The following is a 26060-nucleotide window of genomic DNA, read 5'->3' as shown; positions in this document are numbered from 1 at the left end:
CGCCAGGCAGAGCGACACCCTTGATCGCTCTGCCTGTCAGCCTCATCGCGTTTCGATATTGAATCCTATTCTGGGAACGTGAACGTGCACAGTGCCGGCACGCTCGTCCCTGCGCCTTAAAATGACTTCTTCCACCCCTGCGTACAGCAACTCACCCTCTACAGTCTCCAGACCATAATCCTGAGCTGAAATCGCTACACGATCGCCTTGAGCAAGGCCCGCCGGCAAGAACAATTCCCCTTCTGGAATAGGGGCAGGATCGGAATCATACGCAATGCGTATGGCCTCCTCTGCGCTCAGGTCGGAATAAGTGCCATGACCGAACCCCTGCACGCGGCCTAGCCAGGCGGATACTTCAGAATATGTATCTACCAGAGGCGCAGTCTGGCGAGCTGACTGCAAAAACCAGAGGCAATGCGCCAGCGAGAAATCTGCGATAGAGGGAGCATTAAAGAGGTATTCGCCACTGCTGCGCGCCAATTGTTCCTCAAGTCGTGCCATTAGGGTAGGCCAATGTTGCGCCGCCTGCCTTGCTGTAACCCGAGGAGCATTTCCCTTTTCAAAAAGCGCCTTACGGTCCGCCATGAACGCTTGAGCCTGCTCAGGCGGAACATTGGCCATGCGCTCGGCGATGACGTCGGGCTGAAAAATCAATGCCACGGCATGCTGGAACACTACGCTATCTGCCCAGGCGGCAAAGGCGCGGCAAGCAAACTCCTGCCCTTCCGGAAAGAGTGTGGGAGTGACCTTGGCCTGTTCCAGGCGCTGCGCGATCAGCGTCGTATCACAATAGATATCCGCCCCGACCTGAAGCACAGGAGTCTTGCGATAGCCGCCGGTCAATGTGGTGAGATCCGGCTTTGGCATGACACGGGGAATAATGACGGAGCGCCAGGACAGCTGCTTGAATCCCATCAGCAGATGCACTTTCTCGGCAAAAGGAGAGGTCCAGTAGTGATGCAGGATGAGATCGGTCATGCGCACGCCCTCTTATTGGAGAAGCGCAGAGTAACCGCCCTCCCCCTTGAAGACTATCCTCCCTGAGCCACTATCATGGCTTCCTTGATGTTCTTTTTGAGTTTTTTAATGGCGCGTTCACGGCGAAGCGCTGCAGATTTGTCTACACACGGCTCCGTATAGACCAGTGCCTTGGCAGGACTTGAATGAAAAAAGCGAGCCCCCTTACCTTGTTGGTGAGCCTTGAAACGGTGCTGAGGGTTATCGCTGATGCCGCAGTAGAGTGAGCCATTTTCAGCTCTGACCAGATAGACGAACCACGGCCGCAGCGGATGAGTCATGGTCAAGGATAAGGGTAAAGCGTCCACGTACAGCAAGCCATTCAACCAGAGAGCGTAGCTGTATTCTCCCGCCTGGCCCGGTAAAAGAACAGCCTATAAGAAAGGCGCCCTGAGGCGCCTTTCTTGATGGATCAGTGAAGGATCTGACCCAGGAAGAGCTTGGTACGCTCGTTTTGAGGATTATCGAAGAACTGATCTGGCGGGGCCTGCTCCACGATTTCACCCTTGTCCATGAAAATCACACGGTTTGCTACCGTTCGGGCAAAACCCATTTCGTGAGTCACGCACAGCATGGTCATGCCATCCTGAGCAAGGCCGATCATGGTATCGAGCACCTCCTTTACCATTTCCGGGTCAAGCGCTGAGGTAGGCTCGTCAAACAGCATGATCTTGGGCTTCATACACAACGCACGGGCAATGGCCACACGCTGTTGCTGACCACCGGAGAGCTGTCCCGGATACTTGTGAGCCTGATCTGGAATGCGTACGCGCTTCAGATAATGCATCGCGACTTCTTCGGCTTCCTTCTTGGGTAGCTTACGTACCCAGATAGGGGCCAGCGTACAGTTTTCCAGTACCGTCAGATGAGGGAACAGATTGAAATGCTGGAAGACCATCCCGACTTCACGGCGAATGGCCTCGATGTTTTTCAGGTCCCCATTGAGCTCTACATCATCAACGACAATATTGCCCTTCTGATGCTCTTCCAGGCGATTGATGCAGCGGATCGTGGTCGACTTGCCTGACCCTGACGGGCCGCAGAGAACGATACGCTCGCCCTGTCGGACTGTCAGGTTGATGTCCTTAAGCACGTGGAACTGACCGTACCATTTGTTCACGTCTTGCATCTGGATCATGATCTTGTCACCGATGCCCAGAGTCTTGGCATTTTCACTCATGCTGATTCGCTCCTTAGCGGCGATGGCCGGTGTCGAGACGGCGTTCCAGACGCTGACTGTACTGCGACATACCGAAACAGAAAGCCCAATAAATCAATGCGCCAAAGACATAGCCCTCGGTCGACATACCCAGCCAGGCTGGATCAACGGTAGCCTGGTGCAGGCTGTTCAAGAGATCGAACAGACCAATGATGATCACCAGACTGGTATCCTTGAACAGCGCGATAAACGTGTTCACGATTCCCGGGATCACCAGCTTCAATGCCTGAGGCAGTATGACCAGCCCCATGGCGCGCCAGTAGCCCAGCCCCATGGCTGACGCCGCTTCGTACTGCCCTTTCGGGATCGCCTGCAAACCACCACGCACGACTTCGGCAATGTAAGCTGACTGGAACAGGATGACGCCAATCAGTGCCCGCAAGAGTTTGTCGAAGCTCATACCTTCAGGCAGGAACAACGGCAGCATGACGGATGACATGAACAACACCGTGATCAACGGAATACCCCGCCAGAACTCGATAAAGGTCACGCACAACACGCGTACGGCCGGCATCTCCGAACGACGTCCCAATGCCAGGAATATACCCAGCGGCAGCGCACCGGCAATACCTACAGAGGCAATGACCAGTGTCAGCGTCAGGCCACCCCAACGGCTGGTGGGCACCGCGTCGAGACCCAGCACTCCGCCATGCAGCAATACCCAGGCAGCAACGGGATAAACGATCAGGAAAACGATGCCATAAACTACCTTTCGGGGCATCGCTTTGATGAACAGCGGTGCAGCACCCAGAACCGCGAGCACCAGCGCCACATCCACACGCCAGCGCAGCTCCGGCGGGTAAAACCCGTACATGAACTGACCAAAGCGCATCTTGATGAATACCCAGCATGCGCCTCCCGGCGTACAGTCGGAACGTTCGGTCCCGCTGAACGTTGCATCCAGGAAAGCCCATTTGATCATGGGCGGAACCAATAGCCAGACCAGATACAGAGCAAGTAACGTAAGCAGCGTGTTGTAAACGCTGGAAAACAGATTGGCCCGCATCCAGGCCCACGCACCGATCGAGCGATTCGGCGGCGGCAGATCAGGTTTGAACGTATGTGTAGTCATGATCGCCTCTTATCGCTCACGCAAAGCCATTCGCTTGTTGTACACGTTCATCAACAGCGAAATGCTCAGGCTGATAACCAGATAGACTGACATCGTGATGGCAATGGTCTCGATCGCCTGCCCGGTCTGGTTCAGTACCGTACCGGCAAACAGCGACACCATGTCCGGATAGCCAATACCTGCAGCCAGTGATGAGTTCTTGGTCAGGTTAAGGTACTGACTGGTCAGTGGGGGGATGATGACCCGCATGGACTGGGGAATGATGACCAGGCGTAGCGTCCGGCTAGGCTTCAACCCCAGGGAATTGGCTGCCTCGGTCTGACCATGGCTCACCGACTGGATACCCGAACGTACCGTTTCAGCAATGAATGCTGCGGTATAAACGGAGAGTGCCACCAGCAAGGCGAACAGCTCAGGAATCACTACCCAGCCGCCCTGAAAGTTGAAGCCTTTGAGCTGCGGAACAGTCCAATGGAACGGTGCACCAAATACCAGGGCTGCCAAACCTAGCAGAACGATCAGCAAAGCGATAATTGAGATCAGCAGAGGAAAGCCTCTTCCGGTCCTGTCACGCCGAACCTTTACCCAGCGCGCCAGGGCAATACTGGCCACAACAGCTAGCGCAATCGCCACCAGGAACGGTACGACACCTTCTGCCGACACGGGTGCTGGAACGTACAGTCCTCGGTTGTTCAGAAACAACGTGTCGAAGAAGCTGAGACTCTGTCGGGGTCCAGGCACCAGACGCAACACAGCGAAATACCAGAAGAATATCTGGAGCAGTGGCGGAATATTGCGAAAGGTCTCGATATAGATCGCGGCGAGTTTACGTACCAGCCAGTTCGGCGAAAGACGAGCAATACCGATGATAAAGCCCAGTACAGTGGCCAGGATGATACCCAGGATGGATACCAGAAGCGTATTCGCCAGGCCGACCAGAAAGAGTCGTCCATAGGAATCCGATTCCTTGTAGTCGATCAGACTCTGGCTAACGCCAAAGCCTGCGCTATGCTCAAGAAAAGCAAAACCGGAGGTGATCCCCCGATGTTCCAAGTTGGTTTGTGTGTTGTTGAACAAGTACCAGCCAAGTGCAGCGACCGCCACAATAGCCAGTATCTGAAACGCCCAGGCGCGAGCGCGCGGATCGTTGATCAACGACCCAGACGTGCCTATTGATTTAGACATGATGTTTTCCGAGATGCGATGAAACAAAACGCCGCGACCTGGCTATTAACCAGGCCGCGGCGATAGGCAAATCAGCGCACGGGAGGTGCGTACAGGATGCCGCCTTTGTTCCATTGAGCATTCAGGCCGCGCTTGATCTTGAGCGCGCTACCCATGCCGACGTTACGCTCGAAGACCTCGCCATAGTTACCAACCTGCTTGACGATCTGAACCGCCCAATCTTTGGGCAGCTTCAGGTCGTTACCAAAGTTGCCTTCGGCACCCAGCATACGAGCCACATCAGGATTCTTGGCGTTCTTGGCCATGTCTTCCACGTTGGCAGAGGTAATACCTAGTTCCTCAGCGCCGATCATGGCGAATAGCGACCATTTTGCAATGGCAAACCATTCATCATCACCTCGGCGTACAGCAGGACCGAGAGGCTCCTTGGAGATCACTTCCGGCAGAACCACGTAATCGTCCGGGTTGGCTAGCTTGATGCGCTGGGCATAGAGTTGAGACTGATCCGACGTCAGTACGTCACAACGTCCGGCTTCAAGGGACTTGGCGCTTTCGTCAGAACGATCATAAGTGATCGGGGTGTACTTCATACCATTGGCACGGAAGTAGTCAGACACGTTCAGTTCGGTCGTGGTACCTGCCTGAATGCAGATCGTTGCACCATCGAGTTCTTTAGCGCTGGAAACACCTAGCTTCTTATTGACCAAAAAACCAACGCCGTCGTAGTACGTTACGCCCGTGAAATTCATACCCATGCCAGCGTCCCGTGAACTGGTCCAGGTAGTATTACGGGAGAGAATATCGATTTCGCCAGACTGCAACGCCGTGAAGCGCTCCTTGGCAGTCAATGGTGAATAGCGGACTTTCTCGGCGTCACCGAATACGGCAGCAGCCACTGCCCGGCATACATCAACATCAAGACCTGCATACTTGCCACCCGCCTCTGCATAGGAGAAGCCAGGCAGACCATCACTGATACCGCACTGCACGAAGCCCTTCTTCTTCACGGCATCCAAGGTCGCACCTGCATGGGCGAAGCCACTGACACCCAATACAGCCGCAGTGGTCAGAATCGCCAGGGTGGATTTCACCATTTTCATCGATAACCTCCAGTTGTTATAAAAGTCAGCATCCGGTCCCGCTTGCCCTTTAGGGCTTGTACGCAGCCATGAGAGCAACGTATACATCGCAAGAACCATCGAGGAATTGAGAGGTTCAACCCCTTCGCTCTCGGCTCGCTGCTGGAAATATTTGTTTTTATTTGCTTGACCGAGTGGCCTTTAATACACCAGACAACATGACAACGTTGTGTTACCTGTCGGTGCATCAAAAAGCACACATTGCAGATACAGCAAAAGGCGGACCACTTATAGCGACATGGCAGAATCGAAGCGGCTTAGTAAACTTCACTGAGACTGTAAAAGAATTTATATAAATGCGACATCCTCTTAACGCACCATTTGTTACCGCTGCCGATCAGAACGCACTTTTATGGAGCACACATGCCTGAAATAACTCCGCTGATCATCGAATCCCCCCAACCCGCAGACTCATGCGTGATCTGGCTACACGGCCTGGGCGCAGACCGTTACGATTTTCAGCCGGTGGCCGAAATAGTGCAGCGCGTGCTTACGACGACCCGTTTTGTACTGCCTCAGGCCCCTTCACGCCCCGTCAGTATCAATGGCGGCTGGGCCATGCCGTCCTGGTACGACATCCTGGCCATGTCACCTGCACGCGCCATTGATCACTCACAACTGGATGAGTCGGCCCACTATGTCGATGAGTTGATCACGCAGCAGATGGACATGGGCATTGATGCCCGACGCATTGTGCTAGCAGGCTTTTCACAAGGCGGAGCAGTCGTGTTTCATACTGCTTTCGCCATTGCCCACAAACCTCTGGGTGGCGTACTGGCTCTTTCGACCTATGCACCCGGTTTCCAGGAAACGCTTGCCAGTGAGGCTCAGCGAGACATTCCGGTGCTATGCATTCATGGCACGCTCGATGATGTTGTACCGCTGGGGTTGGGACGTGAAGCCTATGATTTTCTCGCCAAGGAGCAGGTGCCCGTTCAATGGCAGGACTACCCCATGGGCCATGAAGTAACACAGGAAGAAATCGCCCTGATCGCTCAGTGGTTACAGGACCGTTTGGCTTGAGAGTGACGGCTCAACGGCTGTTGTCGTTGAGCCTTTGTACCAGTTCATATACAAAACAAGATAACGCTCACAGTACTGAACAATGGATGAAGAACTTTCTTTACTTATCTCAGTCAAGAAGTGATCTCTATACGTCCGCTTTCTGTAGTTTTGGAGCGACCATGCCTTCTGGCGCCGTTTTCACTCTTGTAATGCCATGCTGATGATGGCTATTCCTCAGTGGCAGGAAAACCTTCAGCATATACGCCATCTACGCTTGTTCCGGGATGTCGATCTGTCGCACCTTGAAAAACTGGCCCGCACGCTGACCAAGCGTGTTCTGAATCCAGGCGAGATGCTTCTGTCGCCCAGCGAACATAATCACCACCTTTATATGATTGTCCAGGGCCGCTTCAGGGTTCATCTGGAGTCGCTGGATAATCAACCTGTATCCGTTCTGAGTGAGGGCGACTGTGCAGGTGAGGTCAGCTTTCTCGACAATCACAAGCCAACGGCGTACGTGATCGCCGATGAAGTCTGCGAAGTCATAGGCCTGCACCGCAAGGACCTGTTCCAACTGATGGAGCATTCTCCTAAAACCACTCAGAACCTGCTTGAAATCCTGTGTGAGCGTGTCCGCCAGAACAATCGAATCATTCTGGATACCGAGCGCAACGCGAATGTCGACACGCTTACCGGCCTGTTCAATCGCAGACGCCTTGAACAACTCTATGAGCGCGAAAGTACCCGCTGCGCATTCAACCAGCAGCCGCTTTGCTTGTTGATGCTCGATGTAGATCATTTCAAACGCTATAACGATACGTATGGGCATCTGGCAGGCGACTACGCACTTTGCATGGTAGCCAATACCCTGCGCTCCCAGTTAAGGCCTAAGGACAGCATGTCGCGCTACGGTGGAGAAGAATTTGTCATTCTGCTTCCCGAGCTGGATAAGCCTGAAGCTCGGATGATTGGCGAGCGTTTGCGGGAAAGCCTTGCCAGTATCGCCGACTTTTACTCTCCTGCCGGCAAATTACCAGGCGTTACCATTTCAATCGGCTTGGCTGAAATGCATAAACAGGATACGCTCGAGACTCACATAGAGCGTGCAGATAAAGCGCTTTATGAAGCCAAGCGCAACGGAAGAAATTGCCTGTTTGGCTAAAACAGGCAACACTCCCCTCCCTCCTCTCGATCAAGCCTCATTTGCCAGGCCCGTAACTTGCTTTACACTCCTGGCTTAATTCCTATTCAAATTACGAGATAAACCGTGCTCAAGGCACTAAAAAAACTATTTGGCAAAGGAGATGCGCAAGCACCTCAGCCCACCCCTGAAAAGGTTGCGCCCCTTCAGCGCGACGAAACCCCGTCACAGCCTGAACAGGCACAACCCACGACTCAGGCGAAAGCCGAGCGTCAGCCCAGGCCACCGAAGAAAGAAAGCGGGAAACCTGCAGCGACCAGATCACCAAAGCCACGACGCGAGCGCAAGGCGCCTGTCAGCAACTGGACGCTTAATGACTTTGCAGTAGAGCCTCAGGAAGGCAAGGTCCGCTTCCACGACTTCAACCTTGCACCCAGCCTGATGCATGCCATCCATGACCTGGGTTTTCCTTATTGCACGCCCATCCAGGCACAAGTGCTGGGATTTACACTGAAAGGCCAAGATGCCATAGGTCGAGCTCAAACCGGGACAGGCAAGACAGCCGCGTTTTTGATTTCGACCATTACCCAGCTGCTTACCACCCCGCCGCCTGAAGAGCGCTACATGGGTGAGCCACGTGCACTTATTATTGCGCCGACTCGAGAGCTGGTCGTACAGATTGCCAAGGATGCAGAAAATCTGACCAAGTACACGGGCCTCAATGTGATGACCTTTGTAGGCGGAATGGATTTCGACAAACAGCTCAAGCAACTGGAGTCGCGCTTCTGCGATATCCTTGTCGCAACACCAGGGCGTTTGCTGGACTTCAACCAGCGTGGCGAGGTTCATCTGGATATGGTGGAGGTCTTGGTTCTGGACGAGGCGGATCGCATGCTCGACATGGGCTTTATCCCCCAGGTCCGCCAGATCATTCGCCAGACTCCCCACAAGAACGAACGTCAGACCTTGCTATTCTCGGCCACCTTTACCGAGGACGTAATGAACCTTGCCAAACAGTGGACAGTCGATCCAGCCATTGTGGAAATCGAGCCTGAAAACGTAGCCAGCGAGACCGTTGACCAACGTGTATACGCAGTGTCTTCAGATGACAAGTATCGTTTGCTATACAACCTCATCAGCCAGAACAACTGGGAACGCGTGATGGTTTTTGCCAACCGCAAGGATGAGGTACGTCGCATTGAGGAGCGCCTAACCAAGGACGGCATCAGTGCAGCGCAGATGTCGGGCGATGTTCCGCAGCATAAACGGATCCGAACGCTGGAAGGTTTCCGCGAGGGCAAGATCCGTGTCCTGGTCGCTACAGATGTCGCGGGTCGTGGCATTCATATCGACGGCATTAGCCACGTTATCAATTTCACGCTACCGGAAGATCCAGATGACTATGTACACCGGATAGGACGTACAGGTCGTGCAGGTACCAGCGGAATATCAATCAGTTTTGCAGGCGAGGACGACGCATTTGCCCTACCGCCAATCGAGACATTGCTAGGCCGCAAAATCGCATGTGATATGCCTCCGGCAGAGCTACTTAAGCCAGTCCCACGCAAGCATTCCTGACGACTCGGGAGCGGAGTCGAACACTCTGCTCCCCTTTGCGCGCCTCAAAAGCCAAAAGGTGCCAGCGGTGCCAACAGGTTCAACAACCAGACCTTAACGATACTCCTGCGTGTCGGTTTAAAGCCCACACAACAGAACGAAGGGTCGCTGGTGCAATAGTAAACCTTGATCCTATAGCCTACTGCTACCTGCTCCGCCAAGGCTTTTAGACTGGAAGGCGAATACCCCATCAGCGTATCCAGGAAGTTCAGGCTGTAGCGCTGCTCTTGGACCTGATAGCTGAATGTCAGCCGATAGAGTGGGGCCTTTTCCAGAGAAACGATATACCCGTCTGTCAATGCGCTGTCTGTCAGCTTCAGCCATTGCCACAGCTGACAGAGGCTTATGACAAGTACCAGCCCAAGAATGGCTCCCATCGCACACAGCCAAACCATACCTGCCCTCCGGTTTTGCGCTGTCAGAGCATGGGCCTACTTCCAGCGCTGGGCAGCGCTGACATCGCTGCTCTTGCCTTCAACCCAGCGTGGGCCTTGGGGAGTATCTTCCTTCTTCCAGAAAGGCGCCCTTGTTTTCAAATAGTCCATGATAAATGCACAGGCTTCGAACGCCGCCTGACGATGTGCGCTTGCCGTACCTACGAAAACGATGGGCTCACCAGGCTCCAGACGCCCTACCCGATGGATGATATCCACCTTGAGTAGCGGCCAACGAGAGTTTGCCTCATGAGCGATCTTCGCCAGCGACTTTTCAGTCATGCCAGGAAAATGCTCCAGATAAAGACCGGATACATCCAGTCCGTCATTGAAGTCGCGTACATAGCCTATGAAGGTTACGACGGCACCTACGCCTACATTGGCCGCATGCATTGCGCTGGTTTCGACGCCAGGATCGAACGCCTCGGCCTGCACTCGTATGGTCATGTCTAACCTCCCGTTACAGTCGGGAAGAAAGCCACTTGATCACCGTCAACCAACGGCTCATCCAACGTGCATAGCTCTTCGTTACGTGCGCACATCAGGTTTCGCTCGCTTAACACATCCGCCCACACACCACCTCTGGAGACCAAGTGAGCACGAAGATCGTTTAGTTGAGTAAATTCATCCTGCCATTGGATGCGCTCGTGCTCGCATTGCAATGCTTCACGGTAACGCGCGAAATAATGCACTTCGATCATGCGTCGTGCTCCACTTTGAAATGGCCGCTCTTACCACCCTTTTTTTCCAGCAGACGAACCGCTTCGATACTCATACCCCGATCCACAGCCTTACACATGTCATAGATCGTCAAGGCCGCCACGCTGGCAGCAGTCAAGGCTTCCATTTCCACGCCCGTCTGGCCTGACAATTTGCACGTTGCCTGAATATGAACGCTATCGGGCTCGCAGGCAGTGAGCTCAACTTTCACGCCTGTCAGCAGAAGCGGATGACACAAGGGGATCAATTCATGGGTTTTCTTGGCCGCCTGAATACCGGCTATACGCGCCACCGCAAAGACGTCACCTTTCGGGTGGCCGCCCTGCTGAATCATTTGCAGCGTTTCAGGGAGCATGCGCACTTGCGCTTCAGCAACAGCCTCACGAAACGTTACCTGCTTGTCAGTAACGTCCACCATGTTGGCGCGGCCCTGGGAATCAAGATGGGTCAGCATGTTTGGCCTTCCGTTATACAGAGGCCCTTGATTCTACTATGGACGAAGGGGATAAGCAGGAAACTGGCAATATCCTTTGCCGGTTTCCTGCCAGGAGGTCATTACATATGCGCTTCGGCGTACTCGGCCAGCACCGAGCGAGGCACGCCTTGCAACGTGATATGCACCCCGTGGGGAAAGCCCTTGAAACGCTCGCTCAGATACGTCAATCCTGAACTGGTTGCTGACAGATACGGCGTATCGATCTGCGCCAGGTTACCCAGACAGATGACTTTTGAGCCGGCACCGGCGCGGGTAATAATGGTTTTCATTTGATGCGGAGTAAGGTTCTGGCACTCATCAATGAGGATCAGACTCTGCTGAAAACTACGCCCACGAATGTAGTTCAAGGATTTGAACTGAAGCGGCACCTTACTCAGGATGTAGTCGACGCTGCTATGAGGACTTTCATCATCCATATGCAGCGCTTCCAGGTTGTCGGTAATGGCGCCCAGCCATGGCTCCATCTTTTCCGCTTCGGTGCCGGGCAGGAAGCCAATATCCTCATCCAGTCCCTGAACGCTACGCGTCGCGATGATGCGACGATAACGCTTTGTAACCATGGTTTGTTCAATGGCTGCGGCCAGGGCAAGAATGGTTTTCCCCGACCCGGCTGCCCCGGTCAGGTTTACCAGGTGGATGTCAGGATCCAACAGAGCGAACAACGCTAGGCCTTGGTAGATGTCTCGAGGCCGAAGGCCCCAGGCCTCTTGATGCAGCAGAGGCTCCTGATGCATATCGAGAATAATGAGTTCATCATCTCGAACAGCCTTGACCCAACCAACGAACCCCTGCTCGTCGATAATGAAGTCATTCAAGTGCATTGGCGGCAAACTATCGGACAGCTGTACCCGATGCCAGACGCGCCCTACATCCTGCCGTGAATCGACCTTGCTGACGCGATCCCAGAAAGAACCTTCAAGGGTGTGATAGCCACGCGACAACAGTGCAATATCATCTACCAGCTGATCGGTATGGTAATCCTCAGCATCAATCCCGCATCCCCGCGCCTTTAAACGCATGTTGATGTCTTTGGTTACCAGTACTACGCGCTCACCGGGATGGTGAGTACACAGTTCAACCAGCTGATTGATGATGCGGTTATCGTTGTGATTATCAGGCAGCCAGGTAACAGGGGCCGCCCGCTTGTTCATTAGAATGGAGAGATACCCTTTCGTCTCCCCTTTGCCGCGCGGTATGGGCACACCTTTTTCGACATCCTGAGGAGAGGCCTCGGCAAGAACGGTATCAATCAGCCGAATCGCCTGACGGCATTCGGCAGCCACGCTATGTTTCCCGGTTTTTAACTTATCGAGCTCCTCCAACACCGTCATCGGAATAGCAACGTGATGTTCTTCGAAGTTCAGTAGTGCATTAGGATCGTGAATCAGTACGTTGGTGTCGAGCACATAGAGGGTGGGCTGGGTGGGGCGGGAGCGTCCATGATCATCCATACTCGTTCACCTCATCGAGAATCCCAACGGGACTCTTGTGGCCAGTCGACGGAGGCCGATACGGCGCTCCGCAGCGAAAGGTGCCACCACACCTCGGGGCTTCAGGACCAAGCCTGCAACTCAAGGGCAACCCCGTTCGTGCAGCGGACCTCTTGGTAATACCTTAATCTTTGAGCAGGCAAAACCCCTTTTTTCTAACTGGACACCATTTTTTTCTTATTGGCTAATACCGCTGGCAACGCTGCCGATCTGGTACTAAAGTTTTTGCCCGCTGTTTACAGAGCTTCCTACCTTCATATGCCATATAGCTTTTTCCAACTGGAGCTACGTTTTGTGCACGGCCTACAATGAGCCGTTAATCGAAAGGAGCTCCATACCATGCTGATGGTGATTTCACCCGCCAAAACCCTTGACTACGAAACACCGCCAGCCACTCGGCGCTATACACAGCCTGAATGCCTCGACGACGCTCAAGCGTTGATCAATCAGCTCGTTACGCTTTCGCCTGCCGATATTGCAAAACTCATGGGAGTTTCAGACAAGATCGCCGGCCTTAACGCTGCACGCTTTGCCAGCTGGTCTCCAGACTTTACGCCTGAAAACGCCAAACAGGCTCTACTGGCCTTCAAGGGTGACGTCTATACCGGCTTAGCGGCTGAGGATTTCGACGACGCTGACTTTGACTTTGCCCAGACACATGTGCGCATGCTGTCCGGCCTTTATGGCATCTTGCGTCCTCTGGACCTTATGCAGCCCTACCGGCTGGAGATGGGAACCAAGTTGGTCAACCCACGCGGCAAGGACCTTTACGCCTTCTGGGACACGCACATCACACAGCGATTAAATGATGCGTTGGAAAATCAGGGCGACGACATTCTCATCAACCTGGCCTCGAACGAATATTTCGGCTCCGTCAAACGTGCACAGCTCAAGGGCCGCGTTATCGATATCGAGTTTCGGGATCTTAAAGGCGGTCAATACAAGATCATCAGTTTCTATGCAAAGAAAGCCCGCGGACTCATGACGCGTTACATTATAAAAAATCGGTTGCGAGACCTTGCTGATTTAAAGTCATTTGATGTTGAAGGGTATGTTTTTAGTGAGCAATCTTCTACTCAGGAAAAATTGATCTTCCTGCGAGACAATATTGTTTAAATGAACAGATAATTTCTTCATATAAGCCTTTCCTATTAATCATGCTTAGTTTCGCCTGCCTGCTTTTGTTAAAGCAGATGAAAATTTTACAATGGAGATGGATCCAATGAGCGCACCCGACACCAGTTCTACACAAAGGCAACACCTACGCGTTCAGCTACCAGCCAGGATCCGGTATCAAGGCGCCCACCGTGAAGGCATGGAGCATCAATTGCTTGAGCTTTCCATAGGCGGATTTAGCTTTATCTCAAAATCGATTACCGCCCGTACTGGCGATAACCTCAAGGGCAAACTGCTTTTTTCAATCAACTCCCTCAGTCTTGCTATTGACGTAGCATTTGAAATCAAATCAGTTGACCGGGATACAGGTCGGGTAGGTTGTGCCTTTTATAATCTCGCCCCCAGAGAACTTTCTGCGCTTCAATATCTGATTGAGGCTTATCGCTTTAATGATGACGTTACCGTCAGTCATATGATCGACTCGGCATTTGCCCAGAAACGGCTAAGCAGAGGAGCCGCCGGGCTTATAAAAGAAAGCGGAACAGTACCACTTATCGAAGGGCGGTTTGAATTCGATGAGTATCGCCTTGTTCTGCCAGGCTCGTCAGTCGACTTTTATCTGTTCGATGAGCAACAGCCAAGGTCAGGGATCATTACCTCCTTAACGCTTGAGGCAGCTGGCGCCACCTACGTAGTCATTGCGACCATTGAGCCTGGAACAAAAATTCCTGCGGCTTATACAGGTACCCCTGTAAAGATCTTCGCTGCCTCTCACGCCTAGCCGTACCTCCTCTCTTGCAGCTCTAAACAAGGGCTGCTTTTCTCCTTCGTGGCTTGACCCAGATCACAAAAAGAAAAGAAGCCACTTTTTCCGGTGAACGATTCACAGAAAAGAAGTCTCAGAGGAACTAGCGTTACTACAGTTGATTCCTGCCCTGGCATTTTGGAGTGCTTAGGCTTTAATGAACTTTTTTAAGAGCACTATGTCAATGAAGACCTTGATGGCACAAAGGAATCATTCGAGCCATCTTCCTAAATTATCATTCTAATCAGCGGTACCGATCATCCTTTGGGTGGAGCAATTCAATGCTTATTAGCCTGGGGATGATGTACTGCCTATAAGCTGTAATTAATTTGTAACTAAAAAAGCTAACTAATTAGCCTGGCTTTTATTTTTTATTTCATAACCCTGCTCAAGCAGGAACTAGAAGCACGGACGCTTCGTCCCGCCCGAAGGGACTGCGACCTACAACTCAGCGAGCGCTGAAGGAGAATGCCATGATTCCAGTGATTCTTTCCGGGGGAAGCGGTTCACGACTCTGGCCGCTATCTCGAAAAATGTATCCAAAGCAGTTCCTGGCTTTGGCTAGCGAAAAGACCTTGTTCCAAGAAACCATATCAAGACTGGCCTGCGAAGAACGCATGCAGCAGCCCTTGATTGTTTGCAATATCGAACACCGTTATATTGTTGAGGAGCAGCTCAAGGCTGTTAAGTGCCAGCCTCAGTCCTTGATCATGGAACCGTTTGGTCGCAATACGGCTCCTGCCGTAGCGATTGCTGCCATGAAGCTGCTGGCCGATGGCAAAGATGAACTGATGCTGGTTCTGCCAGCAGACCATGTTATCGAAGATATCGATGCGTTTAAAGCATCCTTGAATTCGGCCACCGAAGCCGCTGAAAAAGGCGAAATGGTGCTGTTCGGCATTCCTGCACTGCGCCCGGAAACCGGCTACGGCTATATCAAGGCAACCCACTCAGCCAACCTGCCTGAAGGGGTCAATCGCGTCGAGCGCTTCGTAGAGAAGCCAGACGCCATTCGCGCGACCCAATACGTAGAATCTGGGGATTACTACTGGAACAGCGGCATGTTCATCTTCCGCGCCAGCCGCTTCTTGGAAGAGCTGAAACTGCACGATCCTGATATTTACGATACCTGTCTGCTTGCGCTTGAGCGCAGCCAGGTCGATGGCGATCACATCATTATCGACCGCAACTCGTTTGCCGTCTGCCCGGATAACTCCATTGACTATGCTGTCATGGAAAAGACTACTCGCGCTTGTGTGGTGCCAATGTCTGCCGGTTGGAACGATGTAGGCTCCTGGTCAGCCATCTGGGATGTGCATGACAAGGATAGCGATGGCAACGTTACCAAAGGTGACGTGGTTCTGCACGAAGCACGTAACTGCCTCGTTCACAGCACCAACAAGCTGGTCTCCTTGATCGGTATCGAAGATGTCGTGGTTGTAGAGACTAAAGATGCGGTCATGATCGCACACAAGAACAAGGTCCAAGACGTCAAGAAGGTGGTCAATAAGCTCGAAGCGCAAGGCCGCCAAGAGGTCAAGAGCCATCTGGAAGTGTTCCGTCCTTGGGGCTCTTACGATTCCGTCGACATGGGTCAGCGCTTCCAGGTCAAGCGCATCACTGTCAAACCAGGCGCTCAGCTGTCTTTGCAGATGCACCACCACCGTGCCGAGCACTGGATCGTGGTCTCTGGCACAGCGCAGGTCACATGCGATGACAAGACCTTCCTGCTGACCGAAAACCAGTCCACTTACTTGCCGATGACGTCTGTACATCGCTTGGCCAATCCTGGCAAGGTACCGCTGGAAATCATCGAAGTACAATCAGGTGGCTACCTGGGCGAAGACGATATCGTTCGCTACGAAGACGTTTACGGTCGCGTCGACGCACCACAGACCAAGAGCACTAACGTTGTAGCGCGTTAATCGCTCTGAGCTGAGCCAAGAGAAAAAATAAAAGCAAGAGTCCTCTTGTCTCCAGATTCAACAACACCGGCCAAGCGCCGGTGTTGTGCTTTCTAGGCCGAAGTGATCTCAATCGCTAAAGCAGGTACCCTGGATCCTTTCAGCTCTTGCAACCTTATCAGGACGTGATTTTCCATGACGCCATCCACGCCCCTTCCTCTCCTTGTCTCCCACTCTGATCTGGATGCTGTATGCGATCAGTACGATGGATTTATTCTCGACCTATGGGGGGTACTGATCGACGGCTACGACGCCTTTCCTGGTGCGCAGAACTGGCTGGCACGGCGTGCAACCGAAGGCAAACCTGTCTGGTTCCTGAGCAACGCATCCCGTGATGCCGCCTCCATGACGGATCACCTGGTTGAACTGGGTATCGCTCGAGAGCAATTTGCCGGTATAACGACCTCAGGGCAGCTGGCCATCGACGCCATTAGCCAGGAACCAGCGCTGGCACAGGGCGGTATCTATCTGACCGGACCTGGCGAAGGTCAGACTGGCTGGCCCGAGCACATACGCAGCCGATTCGTAACCGACATCCAACAGGCATTCCTCATCCTGGGTGTAGGGAGCTTCCCTCAGGATGAGCTGGCGCTTCGTCAGGCCCCGCTCAAGGACTTCACGCATTTACCGTTTCTCTGCGCCAACCCTGATCGCACAGTAGTCTCTGGCGGCCTACCCTACTACGCCGCCGGTAAGCTGGCCGACTACTTCGCTTCGCTGGGCGGAAGTGTGCGCTGGTACGGAAAGCCTGATCCCTATGCGTTTCTTTGTGCTCAACGAGAACTGGCAACCTTGGGCGCCACCAAGCTGCTGTTTGTGGGTGACTCATTAGTCACCGACGTACCGGGTGCAGTTTCGGCCAACATTGATTGCTTATGGCTGGCGTCAACTGGAATCCACCGCGAGGCATTGGGTGCGGAGTTCAATGAGCAACCGGAGCAAGAGCAACTTGAGCGCTTCCTGATGGATTATTCGATACGCCCTCAATATGTCGCTGCTGGTCTAGTCTAAAGAAACCAGACCCTAATGGAGATCCGTTGCCCGTGAGAAAGAATGTCGTTATCTATAATCGTCTTCCCGCCCCACTGGTTCAACAGTTGAGCGAAGCCTTTAACGTTACCGTCATTGATACTCAGGGCAATGTCGATGAGCAGTTCCAGCATGCCCTCCTTCACGCACACGGCCTGATTGGTGCCAGCAAGACACTAGGCCGCCATGAGTTGCAACATGCAGAAAACCTGGAAGTAATTTCCAGCGTTTCGGTTGGATATGACAGCTATGACGTGCCCTACCTGTCCGAGCAGGGCATTCTACTGACCAACACCCCCGATGTACTGACCCAGACCACAGCAGACCTTGGATTTGCTCTGCTGATGAGCACCGCTCGCCGCCTGCCTGAGCTGGATGCCTACACCAAGGCAGGGCAATGGACAAAAGGCATAACGGAAGAGCATTTCGGTACGGACGTTTATGGAAAGACGCTGGGAATCGTAGGTATGGGCCGCATAGGTGCAGCCATTGCAAAGCGCGGCCACTTCGGCTTCGACATGCGGATTCTTTATCATGCAGGCAGCCGCAAGCCCGAGCTGGAGAAAGAATTCAAGGCAGAGTATCAAGACCTTGAAGCTCTGCTTCAGGAATCCGATTTTGTTTGCCTGGTAGTCCCTCTGACAGATTCCACCCGCCAGATGATCAGCGCACGTGAACTAAGGCTCATGAAGCCCAGCGGTATTTTGATCAATATTGCACGCGGGCCAGTGGTTGATGAAGCGGCTCTAATCGAGGCGCTTTCCAACCAGCAAATTCGCGGCGCAGGCCTGGATGTTTTTGAGCAGGAACCGCTTTCGTCATCGCCCCTGTTCTCGCTGAAGAATGTCGTCACCTTACCGCATATCGGTTCAGCGACTCACGAAACACGGTATGCCATGGCAGAGCGCGCCGTCTCCAATCTGACAGCCGCCTTAAGCGGCAATCGGCCACAGGATTTGGTTAATCCTGAAGTATGGAAGGGTTTAATCAAGCCAATCTGAAACCAGCGCTTAACAGCAGACTCTTTAGATAAGCCATGCTGTGGTAATTAAGTGATATCTATTTGAGCAACCTGAGCGACTTCAGTACGGGACGCTTTCGGTCTGTGGCACAATTACCCGTTTGTGCTTCGTGTTACAGGCTTCATATGCGTCTACGTTTCGACCATCTGCACTGGCAAGACTGGAAAGGCTCCTTTACCGAGCGCAACTATGAGCGTGGCCGGCGCTATGCTCAAGAAGGTTACGCCACGGTCCGGTCAGCCGCCGATGGGCTAGTCTATGCCATATGCAGCAGTCCTTCAGGATTGGATTACCGCCAATCCATCACGCTCAAGCCTGGTCCAAGAGGTTGGTTTGTTGATGGCCGATGCACATGTGGTGCTGGCAGAAACTGCAAGCATACTGCTGCCGTGCTGTTCGAGCTGGAGCGCCTTCAGCGGGCCGGCAGCCCTCCTCCACGCCGCGAAGCGGCCGAGACAGCCATCAATCTGGTCAAGCCGCCCAAGCCATTGTTGGTATTGGGTAGCCACACACAGGTTGACTATGATCGGCAAACCGCACGCATGCGCCCCGTCACCCGCCACAGGGCTGCCCTGGCGTTTCTTTACGACGGCAAAAAAGTGTTCGGCAAGCCTGTACCGGGTCGTAGTAGCGCGGCAACGCTGCCAACACGCCACAGTGAAGCCGAGCAGCGCCTACGACAAGTCTTACAGGACGCAGGCCTCCGAGTAGCGACACGGCGAAGCGCAGCCTTGCCCGAAGATGCGGGCGAGATGTTTGAAATGCCTGATGACTCCAGTTGGCTGCGCTTTATCGAAGTCACACTTCCGCAGCTGCGTGAAGCGGGCTGGCAGATAGATATGCGTCCAGAATTCGCCTTTGAGCTGACCGAAGTGGAGAATTGGTACGGCGAAATCGAGGAGGCGCCTGATCATGAATGGTTTGATCTGGAGCTCGGCATCGTCGTACAAGGGCGGCGCGTCAGTCTGCTGCCTATCCTGATCGATCTTATCCGGCGGGACCCCCAATTATTTGAACCAGGAGCACTGGCCAGACGCTCTGACGATGAGCGCCTGCTGCTCCGCGTGGAAAGCCCTGCTGCACGCAAGCAAGGACGCCCCGCACGTATCGCCCTGTCTCTAGGTAGACTAAAGCCCTTGCTTGCCGCACTCATGGAACTGCATGGGCATTCGTTACCTGCTAATACCAAGCAGATACGCCTGTCTCATCTGGACGCCGCACGGCTGGCTGAACTTGAAGAAAATATCCCACTGAGATGGCAGGGCGGTGAGCAGCTCAGAAACTTCGCCCATCGACTACGCCATTACTCAGCTTCGCCACCGCACGTCCCGGAAAGCCTGCGTGCCGAGTTAAGACCGTATCAGCGCGATGGCCTGGCTTGGTTGCAGGCACTTCGCGAGCTGGATGTGGGCGGGATCCTGGCCGATGACATGGGTCTTGGTAAGACCTTGCAAACCCTGGCTCATATCCTGGTCGAGAAAACGGCTGGCCGGTTGACCAGCCCTGCCATGATCGTCATGCCTACCAGCCTGATACCCAACTGGCAGGACGAAGCAGCCAAGTTCACACCTGAGCTGAAAGTACTGGCCCTCCACGGTACTCAACGGCGTAACCTGTTCGAGCGGATACCTGAGCACGATATCATCCTGACTACCTACGCCCTGCTACCGCGCGATGCCGAGCAGTTGGCCAGCTTCTCCTTTCATCTTCTGGTATTGGATGAAGCACAATCCATTAAGAATGCGGCAACCAAAGCGGCGCAAGCGGCGCGGGGACTCAATACGCGACACCGTCTATGCCTGACGGGCACCCCGCTGGAAAATCATCTGGGTGAGCTTTGGTCTCAGTTCCACTTCCTAATGCCAGGCTGGTTAGGCGATATAAAAGACTTCAAGCGCGACTACCGAACGCCGATCGAAAAAAATGGCGATACCCAACGCCTGGCCCAATTAAAGGGACGAGTAAAGCCTTTCATTCTGCGTCGTACCAAACAGCGAGTAGCCAGCGAGCTGCCACCCAAGACGGAAATTGTCCAGTTGGTCGAGCTAACTCAGCCACAGCGCGATCTTTATGAAACGGTACGTGTTGCACTTGATGAGAAGGTCCGTAACGAAATCTCCAAGAAAGGCTTGGCCAGAAGCCAGGTTATTGTTCTTGATGCACTGCTGAAACTCCGCCAAGTCTGCTGCGATATCCGACTGGTCAACGGCAACGAAACATCCGCCAAGTCATCTGGAAAGCTACTCGGCTTGCTGGAACTGCTCGAAGGCCTATTGGCCAATGGCAGTCGTGTCCTGCTGTTTTCGCAGTTCACTTCCATGCTGGCGCTGATCCAGCAGGCACTGGATGAAAAAAGGATCGACTATGTCACCCTTACCGGTGAAACCCAGGATCGCCGTACGCCTGTCGAACAGTTTCAGTCCGGTGAGGCCCCGGTTTTCCTGTTGAGCCTTAAAGCAGGCGGTACGGGACTCAACCTGACTGCGGCCGACACGGTGATTCACTTCGACGCCTGGTGGAACCCGGCGGCGGAGAGCCAGGCCACAGACCGTGCCTATCGCATAGGGCAAGATAAGCCGGTTTTTGTGTACAAGCTCATTGCAAGAGGCACCCTGGAAGAGAAAATCCAGCAATTGCAGCATGAGAAATCTCGCATTGCCGCAGGGATTCTTGAGGAGAACACAGCCGACTGGCGAATGTCGGAAGCGGATATCGAAGCGCTTTTCACCCCGTTGGGTAAATAGACTTTCCTCCTTGGCCGTTCTGCTTGCCTGAGCAGAGCGGTGCATCACTCGAGAAGCGGTCTAAACTTGTCAAACATAATAAAGTCCATATCTCTTATGATCTGGATGGTGTTTGTCTGCGCTTACCCTGCTGTGGCATGGGGTTTGGGAGATTGCGATGGAGTTACCGCGCCAAGCCTGCCTGGATGCGCTCAACCGTGAGCCACCTGCTGTATTTGAGGCAGCACTCTGGATAGCCGCCGAACATGACCTGACCTTTCAGCCTGAAATGGCTCAGCATCTTCTGACGGATCTCATCCCTTCTGTCGAGGCAGCTATTGATCATCAAGGCTCGTCCGCCGAGCGCGCGCAGCAGCTCGTACGCCGGATGATCGAGCTGGGTTTTCATGCCGATGACTGGCCGCTGAAGCCTCAGGCAGCGCTGCTGCATAAGGTGCTGGCTCGCCGAAGGGGACAGCCACTTTCCTTATCACTGATTGCGATGGAGCTGGCCCGCAGACTGGACATTCCTCTGGTTGGCGTCAACTTTCCAGGCCATTTCCTGCTACGTGTCCCTGAGGCGGATCACCTGCTTGATCCTACCAGTGGAAGACGGCTTTACTCCAAAGACTGTCGCGGACTGCTCGCCTATCAGTTTGGTCCACATGCCCAGCTGCAAGCGCAGCACCTACGCACTGCTCAGCCTCGCGAACTACTCCAGAGACTGTCTCGAAACCTTCGTCAGTTGCATGAATTTGATAACCAACTATTGGCAGCCCTGAAAGATGCGCAGCGGGTACTGGAAGTAGGGCCGCCCAGCGTCTCGGATCATCTAGCCCGTGCAGAACTGTATAGCCGACTGGACTGCCCTCAGGCCCAGCGTTATGACCTTGAGCATGCCCTATTGTTAAGCGATGACCCAGCCGAGCAATTGCACCTGAGCCGTCGCCTGGCCGCGCTAAGTGATAGTCGCCGCCGTCTTCATTAATAGGTGTGGAAACATGCCTTAACAGTCAGAACCTTCTATCTCCAGCCAGGCGGGTATCAAGTCCTGCCAAGCACAGCCGATAGTCAAGCAACCTCCTTTACGCTGTACTTAGCAGGACCTAAGCAATGACCCTTCGTAACTTAAATATCGCACCTCGTGCTTTCCTGGGGTTTGCGTTCATAGCTGTACTCACTCTTTTTCTAGGCATTTTCTCGCTCTATCAGATGCGTGATATACGCCAGAACAGTGTTACTTTTGAGCAGAACGTACTTCCTAGCGTAACGAGCCTTGATGACATTACATCATTAACCCTGCGCCTACGCGTCCTTTCATACCGTTTGCTTATCAACCGTGAGCCAGAGAATCTACAAAAGACGTTGGCACTGTTTGACCAGCGCACTAGTCAAGTCGAAACAGCTAGCGCTAACTATGAAAGGTTAATCTCATCAGATACTACACGTGCTTTATACAGCGAATTTCGAAAGCTCTGGAGTGATTACCTTCAGTTGAAAAATCGTATGTTGGAGCTTTCTTCGGCTAACCAGCTTGATGAACTCAAGATCGTTCTGAACGAAGAATTACTTAAAAACTCTGATGCCATTAACGCTATTCTGGCCAAGCTCATTCAGTACAATACTGACGCAACAAAGGAAATGAATCAGAATGCCGCCCAGAGCTATTCCACCTCTGTCGCTACCGCTATTACTTTGTTGGTCATCGTTGCATTACTGACCGTACTCCTGGCCTGGCTGCTGACCCGCAGCATCGTGCAACCGGTTGATCAGGCTCTGCGTGCCGCTGAAGAGATTGCCAGCGGTGACCTGACCAAGCATATTCAGGTTACTGGAAACGATGAGCCTGCTCGCCTTTTAATGGCTATGCGCACCATGCAGGAAAGGCTGCGTCATACGCTCGAGCGTATCTCAAGCTCATCAAGCCAGCTGGCTGCCGCCTCCGAAGAGCTTAGCAGCATCACTGACGAGAGTGCTCGTGGTCTGAATCGCCAAAATGACGAAATCCAGATGGCTGCAACGGCCGTAACAGAAATGAGCTCGGCGGTAGAAGAAGTGGCTCGCAATGCCATGACAACGTCCGAAGCCTCCAAGCACTCTGCCAGTGCGGCTCAGGAAGGTCAGGGTCGCGTACTGGAGACCGTTTCGTCCATTGAGCACATGACCTCGGAGGTTCAGACGACCGCATGTCTGGTCGGTGAACTTGCCAGTCAATCACGCGATATTGGCAAGGTGCTTGATGTGATTCGTGGCCTGGCTGACCAGACCAACCTGCTAGCACTCAACGCCGCTATTGAAGCGGCCCGTGCGGGAGAGGCAGGTCGCGGCTTCGCTGTCGTCGCCGACGAGGTACGAGCTCTGGCGCATCGTACCCAAGAGTCGACTCGTGAAATTGAGCAAATGATTATGAGTATCCAGAATGGCACTGAGCAGGCCGTGAACTCAATGGAGTCCAGCACGACCCGAGCAGGTTCTACGCTGGAAGTGGCTCGTCGTGCCGGCGAAGCTCTGGAAGAAATCACCCGCGCCATCAGCGAGATTAACGAGCGCAACCTGGTCATTGCCAGCGCAGCCGAAGAGCAGGCACAGGTAGCCCGCGAAGTGGACCACAATCTGGTCAATATTCGGGATTTGTCAGTCCAGAGTTCGGAAGGTGCTCGTGATACCACGGCAGCCAGCCAGGAGCTGTCGCGCCTGGCTGTTGAGCTGAATACCTTGGTATCTCATTTCAAGGTTTAAGGATGAACGCGGTGCAAGGATGCACCCCCTCCATCAAAGCACCCAGATCAGCAGCTGGGCGCCCAGCAGATTGAACAAGCCGGTCAGTACCATCGTCAGTCCGGCCACTGTCCCCTCCTCAATGCCTACTTCGTAAGCGCGGCTTGTACCGGCACCATGGGCACCTACGCCAAACATCGCACCTCGCGCCAGAGCAGAGCGCAACGGAAGAAAGCGCAAAAGAAGACTGCCTACCACAGCGCCAAAAACACCTGTGACCAATACGAAAGCAGCGGTCAGTTCAGGTACGCCCCCCAGATCCTTGGACATAGGCATAGCAAACGGTGTCGTAATCGAGCGTGGCAGCAGGGATAACGTGACAGGCGCTTCCAGAGCCAGCAAATGGGCCAATGCCCAAGAGCTAAAGATTGACACAAAGCTGCCTACTACAATGCCGGCCATAAGTGCTCGCCAATAACGGACCAGAAGTCGACGCTGCTGCCAGATCGGTACGGCAAACGCGACGGTAGCCGGCCCAAGCAGGCCGATCAGCCAACCGGTGTAGTGGGAATACTGCGCATAGCTCGTGCCTGTCGGAATGGCAATCAGGTAAAGAATAGTCGGCACAAAGACAATAGGGGCCAGCACATACCACTTGATGCGCTTGTAAATCATCCGGCTCAGGATATACCCACCCAACGTCAGAAGCAGCCAGAACACGCCAGTCCAATCAAGCATCCTGGCGGCTCCTGCGACGAAACATCCATTCCACCGTCAAAGCGGTACTGATCATGACCAGAAGCGTGCTGAAGCACACCGCCATAAGAATACGGATGCCCTCTTCCCGGACTAGAGGCCCATAATCAAGCAGACTCATCAGCGCTGGGATGAAAAACAGCAGCATCTCACCGACCAGCACACGGGCACCGCTTTCAAGCCACTCTGGCTTTATCACTCGCAGCGCAAGAGACAGCAGAAGGATCGCCAGACCTAGAACACCTGCCGGGATAGGCAAACCGAAATACTGCCCAAGCCATCCGCCTAGCCACCAGATACCTAACAACACAGCCAACTCAACCAGCGTCCGCATGTAACGGGGAACCATAAGACATCCATTACGTTTAACTGGCTCCAAGGATACGCCCGGCCTTACTATCCCAGAAGCGAATTATTAGAATCAGAGCCATTCCAAAATGGAATTCAAACAACTCCGCGTGTTTATCGAAGTTGTACGCCAGGGCGGTTTTACCGCCAGTACACGCGTGCTTCACGCGACTCAATCGACCGTCAGCAAGCAGATTGCCCATCTGGAGCAAAGTCTGGGGTTGCGTCTGCTGGATCGGACGGGCCCCGCCCTACAATTGACCGATGCAGGACATGTTGTGCTCAAACATGCTGAGCACATATTGCGCCAACACCGCGAAATGCTGACGGAGCTGGATGATCTAGCCCGCCTGGGTCAAGGACAACTGCGCGTTGGGCTGCCCATTCTGGGTGCAGAAACATTGTTTGCAGCACCCTTTTCCCACTACCGTAAGCGCTATCCGCAAATTACGGTTCACTTGGTGGAAGGTGGCAGCAAGCTCATGGAAGAGCTGGTCATCAAGGGTGATATAGAGATTGGTGGCTGTCTTACCCCTAATGATCCTTCTTTTGATTATCAACCTTTTTGCAATGAGTCTTTGGATGCCGTGCTGTCATGTGTTCATCCATTGGCCAATAGGCCCCGATTGGCATTAGCGGAGCTGGCCGCTACGCCCTTCTTGCTATATCAGCAGAGCTATACCTTGAACGATCGACTGTTACAGGCGTGCCGCGAAGCGGGCTTTACGCCCCAAGAAGGCGGCAGAAGTGGACAGGCAGACTTTCTGATAGCACTAGCAGCCGCAGGACAAGGTGTTGTCCTCCTACCCCGAATCGTGGCTCAAAAGCTGATACGTCCCGATGTCGTACGCATTCCTCTGACCCAACCTGACCTTCGGTGGGACGTCTCCTTTATCTGGCGGCGTGGTGCATACCTTTCCCGGGCGGCAAGAGCCTGGCTCGATCTCATGCAGGAAGTCAGCCTGGAGCAATTCGGCAAACTGGATACTTGAGTCTGAATATCTTGAGTTAGAGTCTGCCATGACAACATAGTCATTAAGCCAT

Annotated in this window: 25 protein-coding genes; 12 read left to right on the top strand and 13 right to left on the bottom strand. The window is 53.6% G+C overall.

Annotated elements, in window-relative coordinates; genetic code table 11:
- Positions 1 to 42 precede the first annotated feature (42 nt).
- The 6 genes from QWJ10_RS04725 to QWJ10_RS04700 all read right to left on the bottom strand — a co-directional run bounded on the left by QWJ10_RS04725 (position 43) and on the right by QWJ10_RS04700 (position 5593).
- Positions 43 to 978, bottom strand: coding sequence for a glutathione S-transferase family protein (locus QWJ10_RS04725; RefSeq protein WP_289924594.1), 936 nt, complete (start codon positions 976 to 978; stop codon positions 43 to 45).
- A 53-nt stretch (positions 979 to 1031) separates the two neighbouring features.
- Complete coding sequence (locus tag QWJ10_RS04720) at positions 1032 to 1298, bottom strand: GIY-YIG nuclease family protein (RefSeq protein WP_289925049.1); 267 nt, start codon at positions 1296 to 1298, stop codon at positions 1032 to 1034.
- A gap of 131 nt (positions 1299 to 1429) precedes the next feature.
- Positions 1430 to 2197, bottom strand: a complete 768-nt coding sequence (locus QWJ10_RS04715) for an amino acid ABC transporter ATP-binding protein (protein ID WP_010795352.1) — start codon at positions 2195 to 2197, stop codon at positions 1430 to 1432.
- 13 nt (positions 2198 to 2210) lie between these two features.
- Positions 2211 to 3308, bottom strand: coding sequence for an amino acid ABC transporter permease (locus QWJ10_RS04710; RefSeq protein ID WP_289924593.1), 1098 nt, complete (start codon positions 3306 to 3308; stop codon positions 2211 to 2213).
- A 9-nt stretch (positions 3309 to 3317) separates the two neighbouring features.
- Entirely contained in the window at positions 3318 to 4493 is a 1176-nt protein-coding gene (locus QWJ10_RS04705; RefSeq protein WP_289924592.1) for an amino acid ABC transporter permease, read from the bottom strand.
- Between the two features lie 71 nt (positions 4494 to 4564).
- Positions 4565 to 5593, bottom strand: coding sequence for an amino acid ABC transporter substrate-binding protein (locus tag QWJ10_RS04700; RefSeq protein ID WP_074824850.1), 1029 nt, complete (start codon positions 5591 to 5593; stop codon positions 4565 to 4567).
- Positions 5594 to 5995: 402 nt separating this feature from the next.
- Between QWJ10_RS04700 and QWJ10_RS04695 the strand changes: the two genes are divergently transcribed.
- The 3 genes from QWJ10_RS04695 (at position 5996) to rhlB (ending at position 9356) form a co-directional block, all read left to right on the top strand.
- The gene (locus QWJ10_RS04695) at positions 5996 to 6655 is read left to right on the top strand and encodes an alpha/beta hydrolase (protein ID WP_289924591.1); all 660 of its coding nucleotides are present in this window, start codon (positions 5996 to 5998) and stop codon (positions 6653 to 6655) included.
- 205 nt (positions 6656 to 6860) lie between these two features.
- Positions 6861 to 7799, top strand: a complete 939-nt coding sequence (locus QWJ10_RS04690; RefSeq protein ID WP_026003734.1) for a GGDEF domain-containing protein — start codon at positions 6861 to 6863, stop codon at positions 7797 to 7799.
- A gap of 105 nt (positions 7800 to 7904) precedes the next feature.
- The gene (rhlB, locus tag QWJ10_RS04685; protein WP_010795358.1) at positions 7905 to 9356 is read left to right on the top strand and encodes an ATP-dependent RNA helicase RhlB; all 1452 of its coding nucleotides are present in this window, start codon (positions 7905 to 7907) and stop codon (positions 9354 to 9356) included.
- Between the two features lie 44 nt (positions 9357 to 9400).
- Here rhlB and QWJ10_RS04680 read toward each other — a convergent pair whose 3' ends face one another.
- The 5 genes from QWJ10_RS04680 to QWJ10_RS04660 all read right to left on the bottom strand — a co-directional run bounded on the left by QWJ10_RS04680 (position 9401) and on the right by QWJ10_RS04660 (position 12496).
- The gene (locus QWJ10_RS04680; RefSeq protein WP_125887747.1) at positions 9401 to 9790 is read right to left on the bottom strand and encodes a hypothetical protein; all 390 of its coding nucleotides are present in this window, start codon (positions 9788 to 9790) and stop codon (positions 9401 to 9403) included.
- Positions 9791 to 9826: 36 nt separating this feature from the next.
- Positions 9827 to 10276, bottom strand: coding sequence for a molybdopterin synthase catalytic subunit MoaE (gene moaE / locus QWJ10_RS04675; RefSeq protein WP_019364205.1), 450 nt, complete (start codon positions 10274 to 10276; stop codon positions 9827 to 9829).
- Positions 10277 to 10278: 2 nt separating this feature from the next.
- Positions 10279 to 10530 carry a MoaD/ThiS family protein gene (locus QWJ10_RS04670; RefSeq protein WP_019364206.1) on the bottom strand — a complete coding sequence of 84 codons (252 nt, stop codon included), beginning with the start codon at positions 10528 to 10530 and terminating at the stop codon, positions 10279 to 10281.
- Complete coding sequence (moaC, locus tag QWJ10_RS04665; RefSeq protein ID WP_010795362.1) at positions 10527 to 11003, bottom strand: cyclic pyranopterin monophosphate synthase MoaC; 477 nt, start codon at positions 11001 to 11003, stop codon at positions 10527 to 10529. The genes QWJ10_RS04670 and moaC overlap by 4 nt, the downstream gene beginning before the upstream one ends.
- Positions 11004 to 11104: 101 nt before the next feature.
- Positions 11105 to 12496, bottom strand: a complete 1392-nt coding sequence (locus tag QWJ10_RS04660; RefSeq protein WP_122041906.1) for a PhoH family protein — start codon at positions 12494 to 12496, stop codon at positions 11105 to 11107.
- Between the two features lie 378 nt (positions 12497 to 12874).
- Here QWJ10_RS04660 and yaaA point away from each other — a divergent pair, with 378 nt between their 5' ends.
- The 8 genes from yaaA (at position 12875) to QWJ10_RS04620 (ending at position 23933) form a co-directional block, all read left to right on the top strand.
- A complete protein-coding gene (yaaA, locus tag QWJ10_RS04655) occupies positions 12875 to 13651 on the top strand; it encodes a peroxide stress protein YaaA (RefSeq protein WP_289924590.1) in 777 nt (258 codons plus the stop codon).
- A gap of 106 nt (positions 13652 to 13757) precedes the next feature.
- Positions 13758 to 14432, top strand: a complete 675-nt coding sequence (locus QWJ10_RS04650; protein WP_185749654.1) for a PilZ domain-containing protein — start codon at positions 13758 to 13760, stop codon at positions 14430 to 14432.
- 497 nt (positions 14433 to 14929) lie between these two features.
- Positions 14930 to 16381 carry a mannose-1-phosphate guanylyltransferase/mannose-6-phosphate isomerase gene (locus tag QWJ10_RS04645; RefSeq protein WP_289924589.1) on the top strand — a complete coding sequence of 484 codons (1452 nt, stop codon included), beginning with the start codon at positions 14930 to 14932 and terminating at the stop codon, positions 16379 to 16381.
- Positions 16382 to 16555: 174 nt separating this feature from the next.
- Positions 16556 to 17431, top strand: coding sequence for a TIGR01459 family HAD-type hydrolase (locus QWJ10_RS04640; RefSeq protein ID WP_289924588.1), 876 nt, complete (start codon positions 16556 to 16558; stop codon positions 17429 to 17431).
- 32 nt (positions 17432 to 17463) lie between these two features.
- Positions 17464 to 18450 (top strand): D-glycerate dehydrogenase, encoded by a 987-nt coding sequence (locus QWJ10_RS04635; RefSeq protein ID WP_289924587.1) that lies wholly within the window; start codon positions 17464 to 17466, stop codon positions 18448 to 18450.
- Positions 18451 to 18596: 146 nt separating this feature from the next.
- Positions 18597 to 21215, top strand: coding sequence for a DEAD/DEAH box helicase (locus QWJ10_RS04630; protein ID WP_289924586.1), 2619 nt, complete (start codon positions 18597 to 18599; stop codon positions 21213 to 21215).
- 157 nt (positions 21216 to 21372) lie between these two features.
- The gene (locus tag QWJ10_RS04625; protein ID WP_026003757.1) at positions 21373 to 22182 is read left to right on the top strand and encodes a transglutaminase family protein; all 810 of its coding nucleotides are present in this window, start codon (positions 21373 to 21375) and stop codon (positions 22180 to 22182) included.
- A gap of 125 nt (positions 22183 to 22307) precedes the next feature.
- On the top strand, positions 22308 to 23933 hold the full coding sequence (locus tag QWJ10_RS04620; RefSeq protein WP_125887753.1) for a methyl-accepting chemotaxis protein: 1626 nt from the start codon (positions 22308 to 22310) through the stop codon (positions 23931 to 23933).
- 33 nt (positions 23934 to 23966) lie between these two features.
- On the opposite strand, the gene QWJ10_RS04615 is transcribed toward QWJ10_RS04620, so the two are convergent.
- Together QWJ10_RS04615 and QWJ10_RS04610 are read right to left on the bottom strand one after the other, a co-directional pair.
- Complete coding sequence (locus QWJ10_RS04615) at positions 23967 to 24650, bottom strand: LrgB family protein (RefSeq protein WP_125887754.1); 684 nt, start codon at positions 24648 to 24650, stop codon at positions 23967 to 23969.
- Positions 24643 to 25017, bottom strand: a complete 375-nt coding sequence (locus QWJ10_RS04610; RefSeq protein ID WP_010795374.1) for a CidA/LrgA family protein — start codon at positions 25015 to 25017, stop codon at positions 24643 to 24645. Before QWJ10_RS04610 ends, QWJ10_RS04615 begins: the two co-directional genes overlap by 8 nt.
- An 88-nt stretch (positions 25018 to 25105) precedes the next feature.
- On the opposite strand from QWJ10_RS04610, the gene QWJ10_RS04605 reads away from it, so the two are divergent.
- Positions 25106 to 26008 carry a LysR family transcriptional regulator gene (locus QWJ10_RS04605; RefSeq protein ID WP_019364364.1) on the top strand — a complete coding sequence of 301 codons (903 nt, stop codon included), beginning with the start codon at positions 25106 to 25108 and terminating at the stop codon, positions 26006 to 26008.
- Positions 26009 to 26060: the final 52 nt, after the last annotated feature.

The organism is Pseudomonas sp. WAC2 (assembly GCF_030403525.1).
In the GTDB taxonomy this organism is placed as follows: Bacteria; Pseudomonadota; Gammaproteobacteria; order Pseudomonadales; family Pseudomonadaceae; genus Chryseomonas; species Chryseomonas luteola.
Note: the sequence above shows the minus strand (reverse complement) of the source record. Positions and strands in the feature narration are given on the sequence as shown.

Bases quoted from the DNA above. Each gene is read 5' to 3' on its own strand.
- QWJ10_RS04625 (WP_026003757.1), top strand. From the start codon at position 21,373: ATGGAGTTACCGCGCCAAGCCTGCCTGGATGCGCTCAACCGTGAGCCA.
- QWJ10_RS04710 (WP_289924593.1), bottom strand. From the start codon at position 3,308: ATGACTACACATACGTTCAAACCTGATCTGCCGCCGCCGAATCGCTCG.
- QWJ10_RS04620 (WP_125887753.1), top strand. From the start codon at position 22,308: ATGACCCTTCGTAACTTAAATATCGCACCTCGTGCTTTCCTGGGGTTT.
- QWJ10_RS04640 (WP_289924588.1), top strand. From the start codon at position 16,556: ATGACGCCATCCACGCCCCTTCCTCTCCTTGTCTCCCACTCTGATCTG.
- moaE (WP_019364205.1), bottom strand. From the start codon at position 10,276: ATGACCATACGAGTGCAGGCCGAGGCGTTCGATCCTGGCGTCGAAACC.
- QWJ10_RS04680 (WP_125887747.1), bottom strand. From the start codon at position 9,790: ATGGTTTGGCTGTGTGCGATGGGAGCCATTCTTGGGCTGGTACTTGTC.
- QWJ10_RS04605 (WP_019364364.1), top strand. From the start codon at position 25,106: ATGGAATTCAAACAACTCCGCGTGTTTATCGAAGTTGTACGCCAGGGC.
- QWJ10_RS04670 (WP_019364206.1), bottom strand. From the start codon at position 10,530: ATGATCGAAGTGCATTATTTCGCGCGTTACCGTGAAGCATTGCAATGC.
- QWJ10_RS04715 (WP_010795352.1), bottom strand. From the start codon at position 2,197: ATGAGTGAAAATGCCAAGACTCTGGGCATCGGTGACAAGATCATGATC.
- QWJ10_RS04660 (WP_122041906.1), bottom strand. From the start codon at position 12,496: ATGGATGATCATGGACGCTCCCGCCCCACCCAGCCCACCCTCTATGTG.
- moaC (WP_010795362.1), bottom strand. From the start codon at position 11,003: ATGCTGACCCATCTTGATTCCCAGGGCCGCGCCAACATGGTGGACGTT.
- QWJ10_RS04610 (WP_010795374.1), bottom strand. From the start codon at position 25,017: ATGGTTCCCCGTTACATGCGGACGCTGGTTGAGTTGGCTGTGTTGTTA.
- QWJ10_RS04700 (WP_074824850.1), bottom strand. From the start codon at position 5,593: ATGAAAATGGTGAAATCCACCCTGGCGATTCTGACCACTGCGGCTGTA.
- QWJ10_RS04725 (WP_289924594.1), bottom strand. From the start codon at position 978: ATGACCGATCTCATCCTGCATCACTACTGGACCTCTCCTTTTGCCGAG.
- yaaA (WP_289924590.1), top strand. From the start codon at position 12,875: ATGCTGATGGTGATTTCACCCGCCAAAACCCTTGACTACGAAACACCG.
- QWJ10_RS04695 (WP_289924591.1), top strand. From the start codon at position 5,996: ATGCCTGAAATAACTCCGCTGATCATCGAATCCCCCCAACCCGCAGAC.
- QWJ10_RS04690 (WP_026003734.1), top strand. From the start codon at position 6,861: ATGGCTATTCCTCAGTGGCAGGAAAACCTTCAGCATATACGCCATCTA.
- QWJ10_RS04720 (WP_289925049.1), bottom strand. From the start codon at position 1,298: ATGACTCATCCGCTGCGGCCGTGGTTCGTCTATCTGGTCAGAGCTGAA.
- QWJ10_RS04645 (WP_289924589.1), top strand. From the start codon at position 14,930: ATGATTCCAGTGATTCTTTCCGGGGGAAGCGGTTCACGACTCTGGCCG.
- QWJ10_RS04705 (WP_289924592.1), bottom strand. From the start codon at position 4,493: ATGTCTAAATCAATAGGCACGTCTGGGTCGTTGATCAACGATCCGCGC.
- QWJ10_RS04650 (WP_185749654.1), top strand. From the start codon at position 13,758: ATGAGCGCACCCGACACCAGTTCTACACAAAGGCAACACCTACGCGTT.
- QWJ10_RS04615 (WP_125887754.1), bottom strand. From the start codon at position 24,650: ATGCTTGATTGGACTGGCGTGTTCTGGCTGCTTCTGACGTTGGGTGGG.
- QWJ10_RS04630 (WP_289924586.1), top strand. From the start codon at position 18,597: ATGCGTCTACGTTTCGACCATCTGCACTGGCAAGACTGGAAAGGCTCC.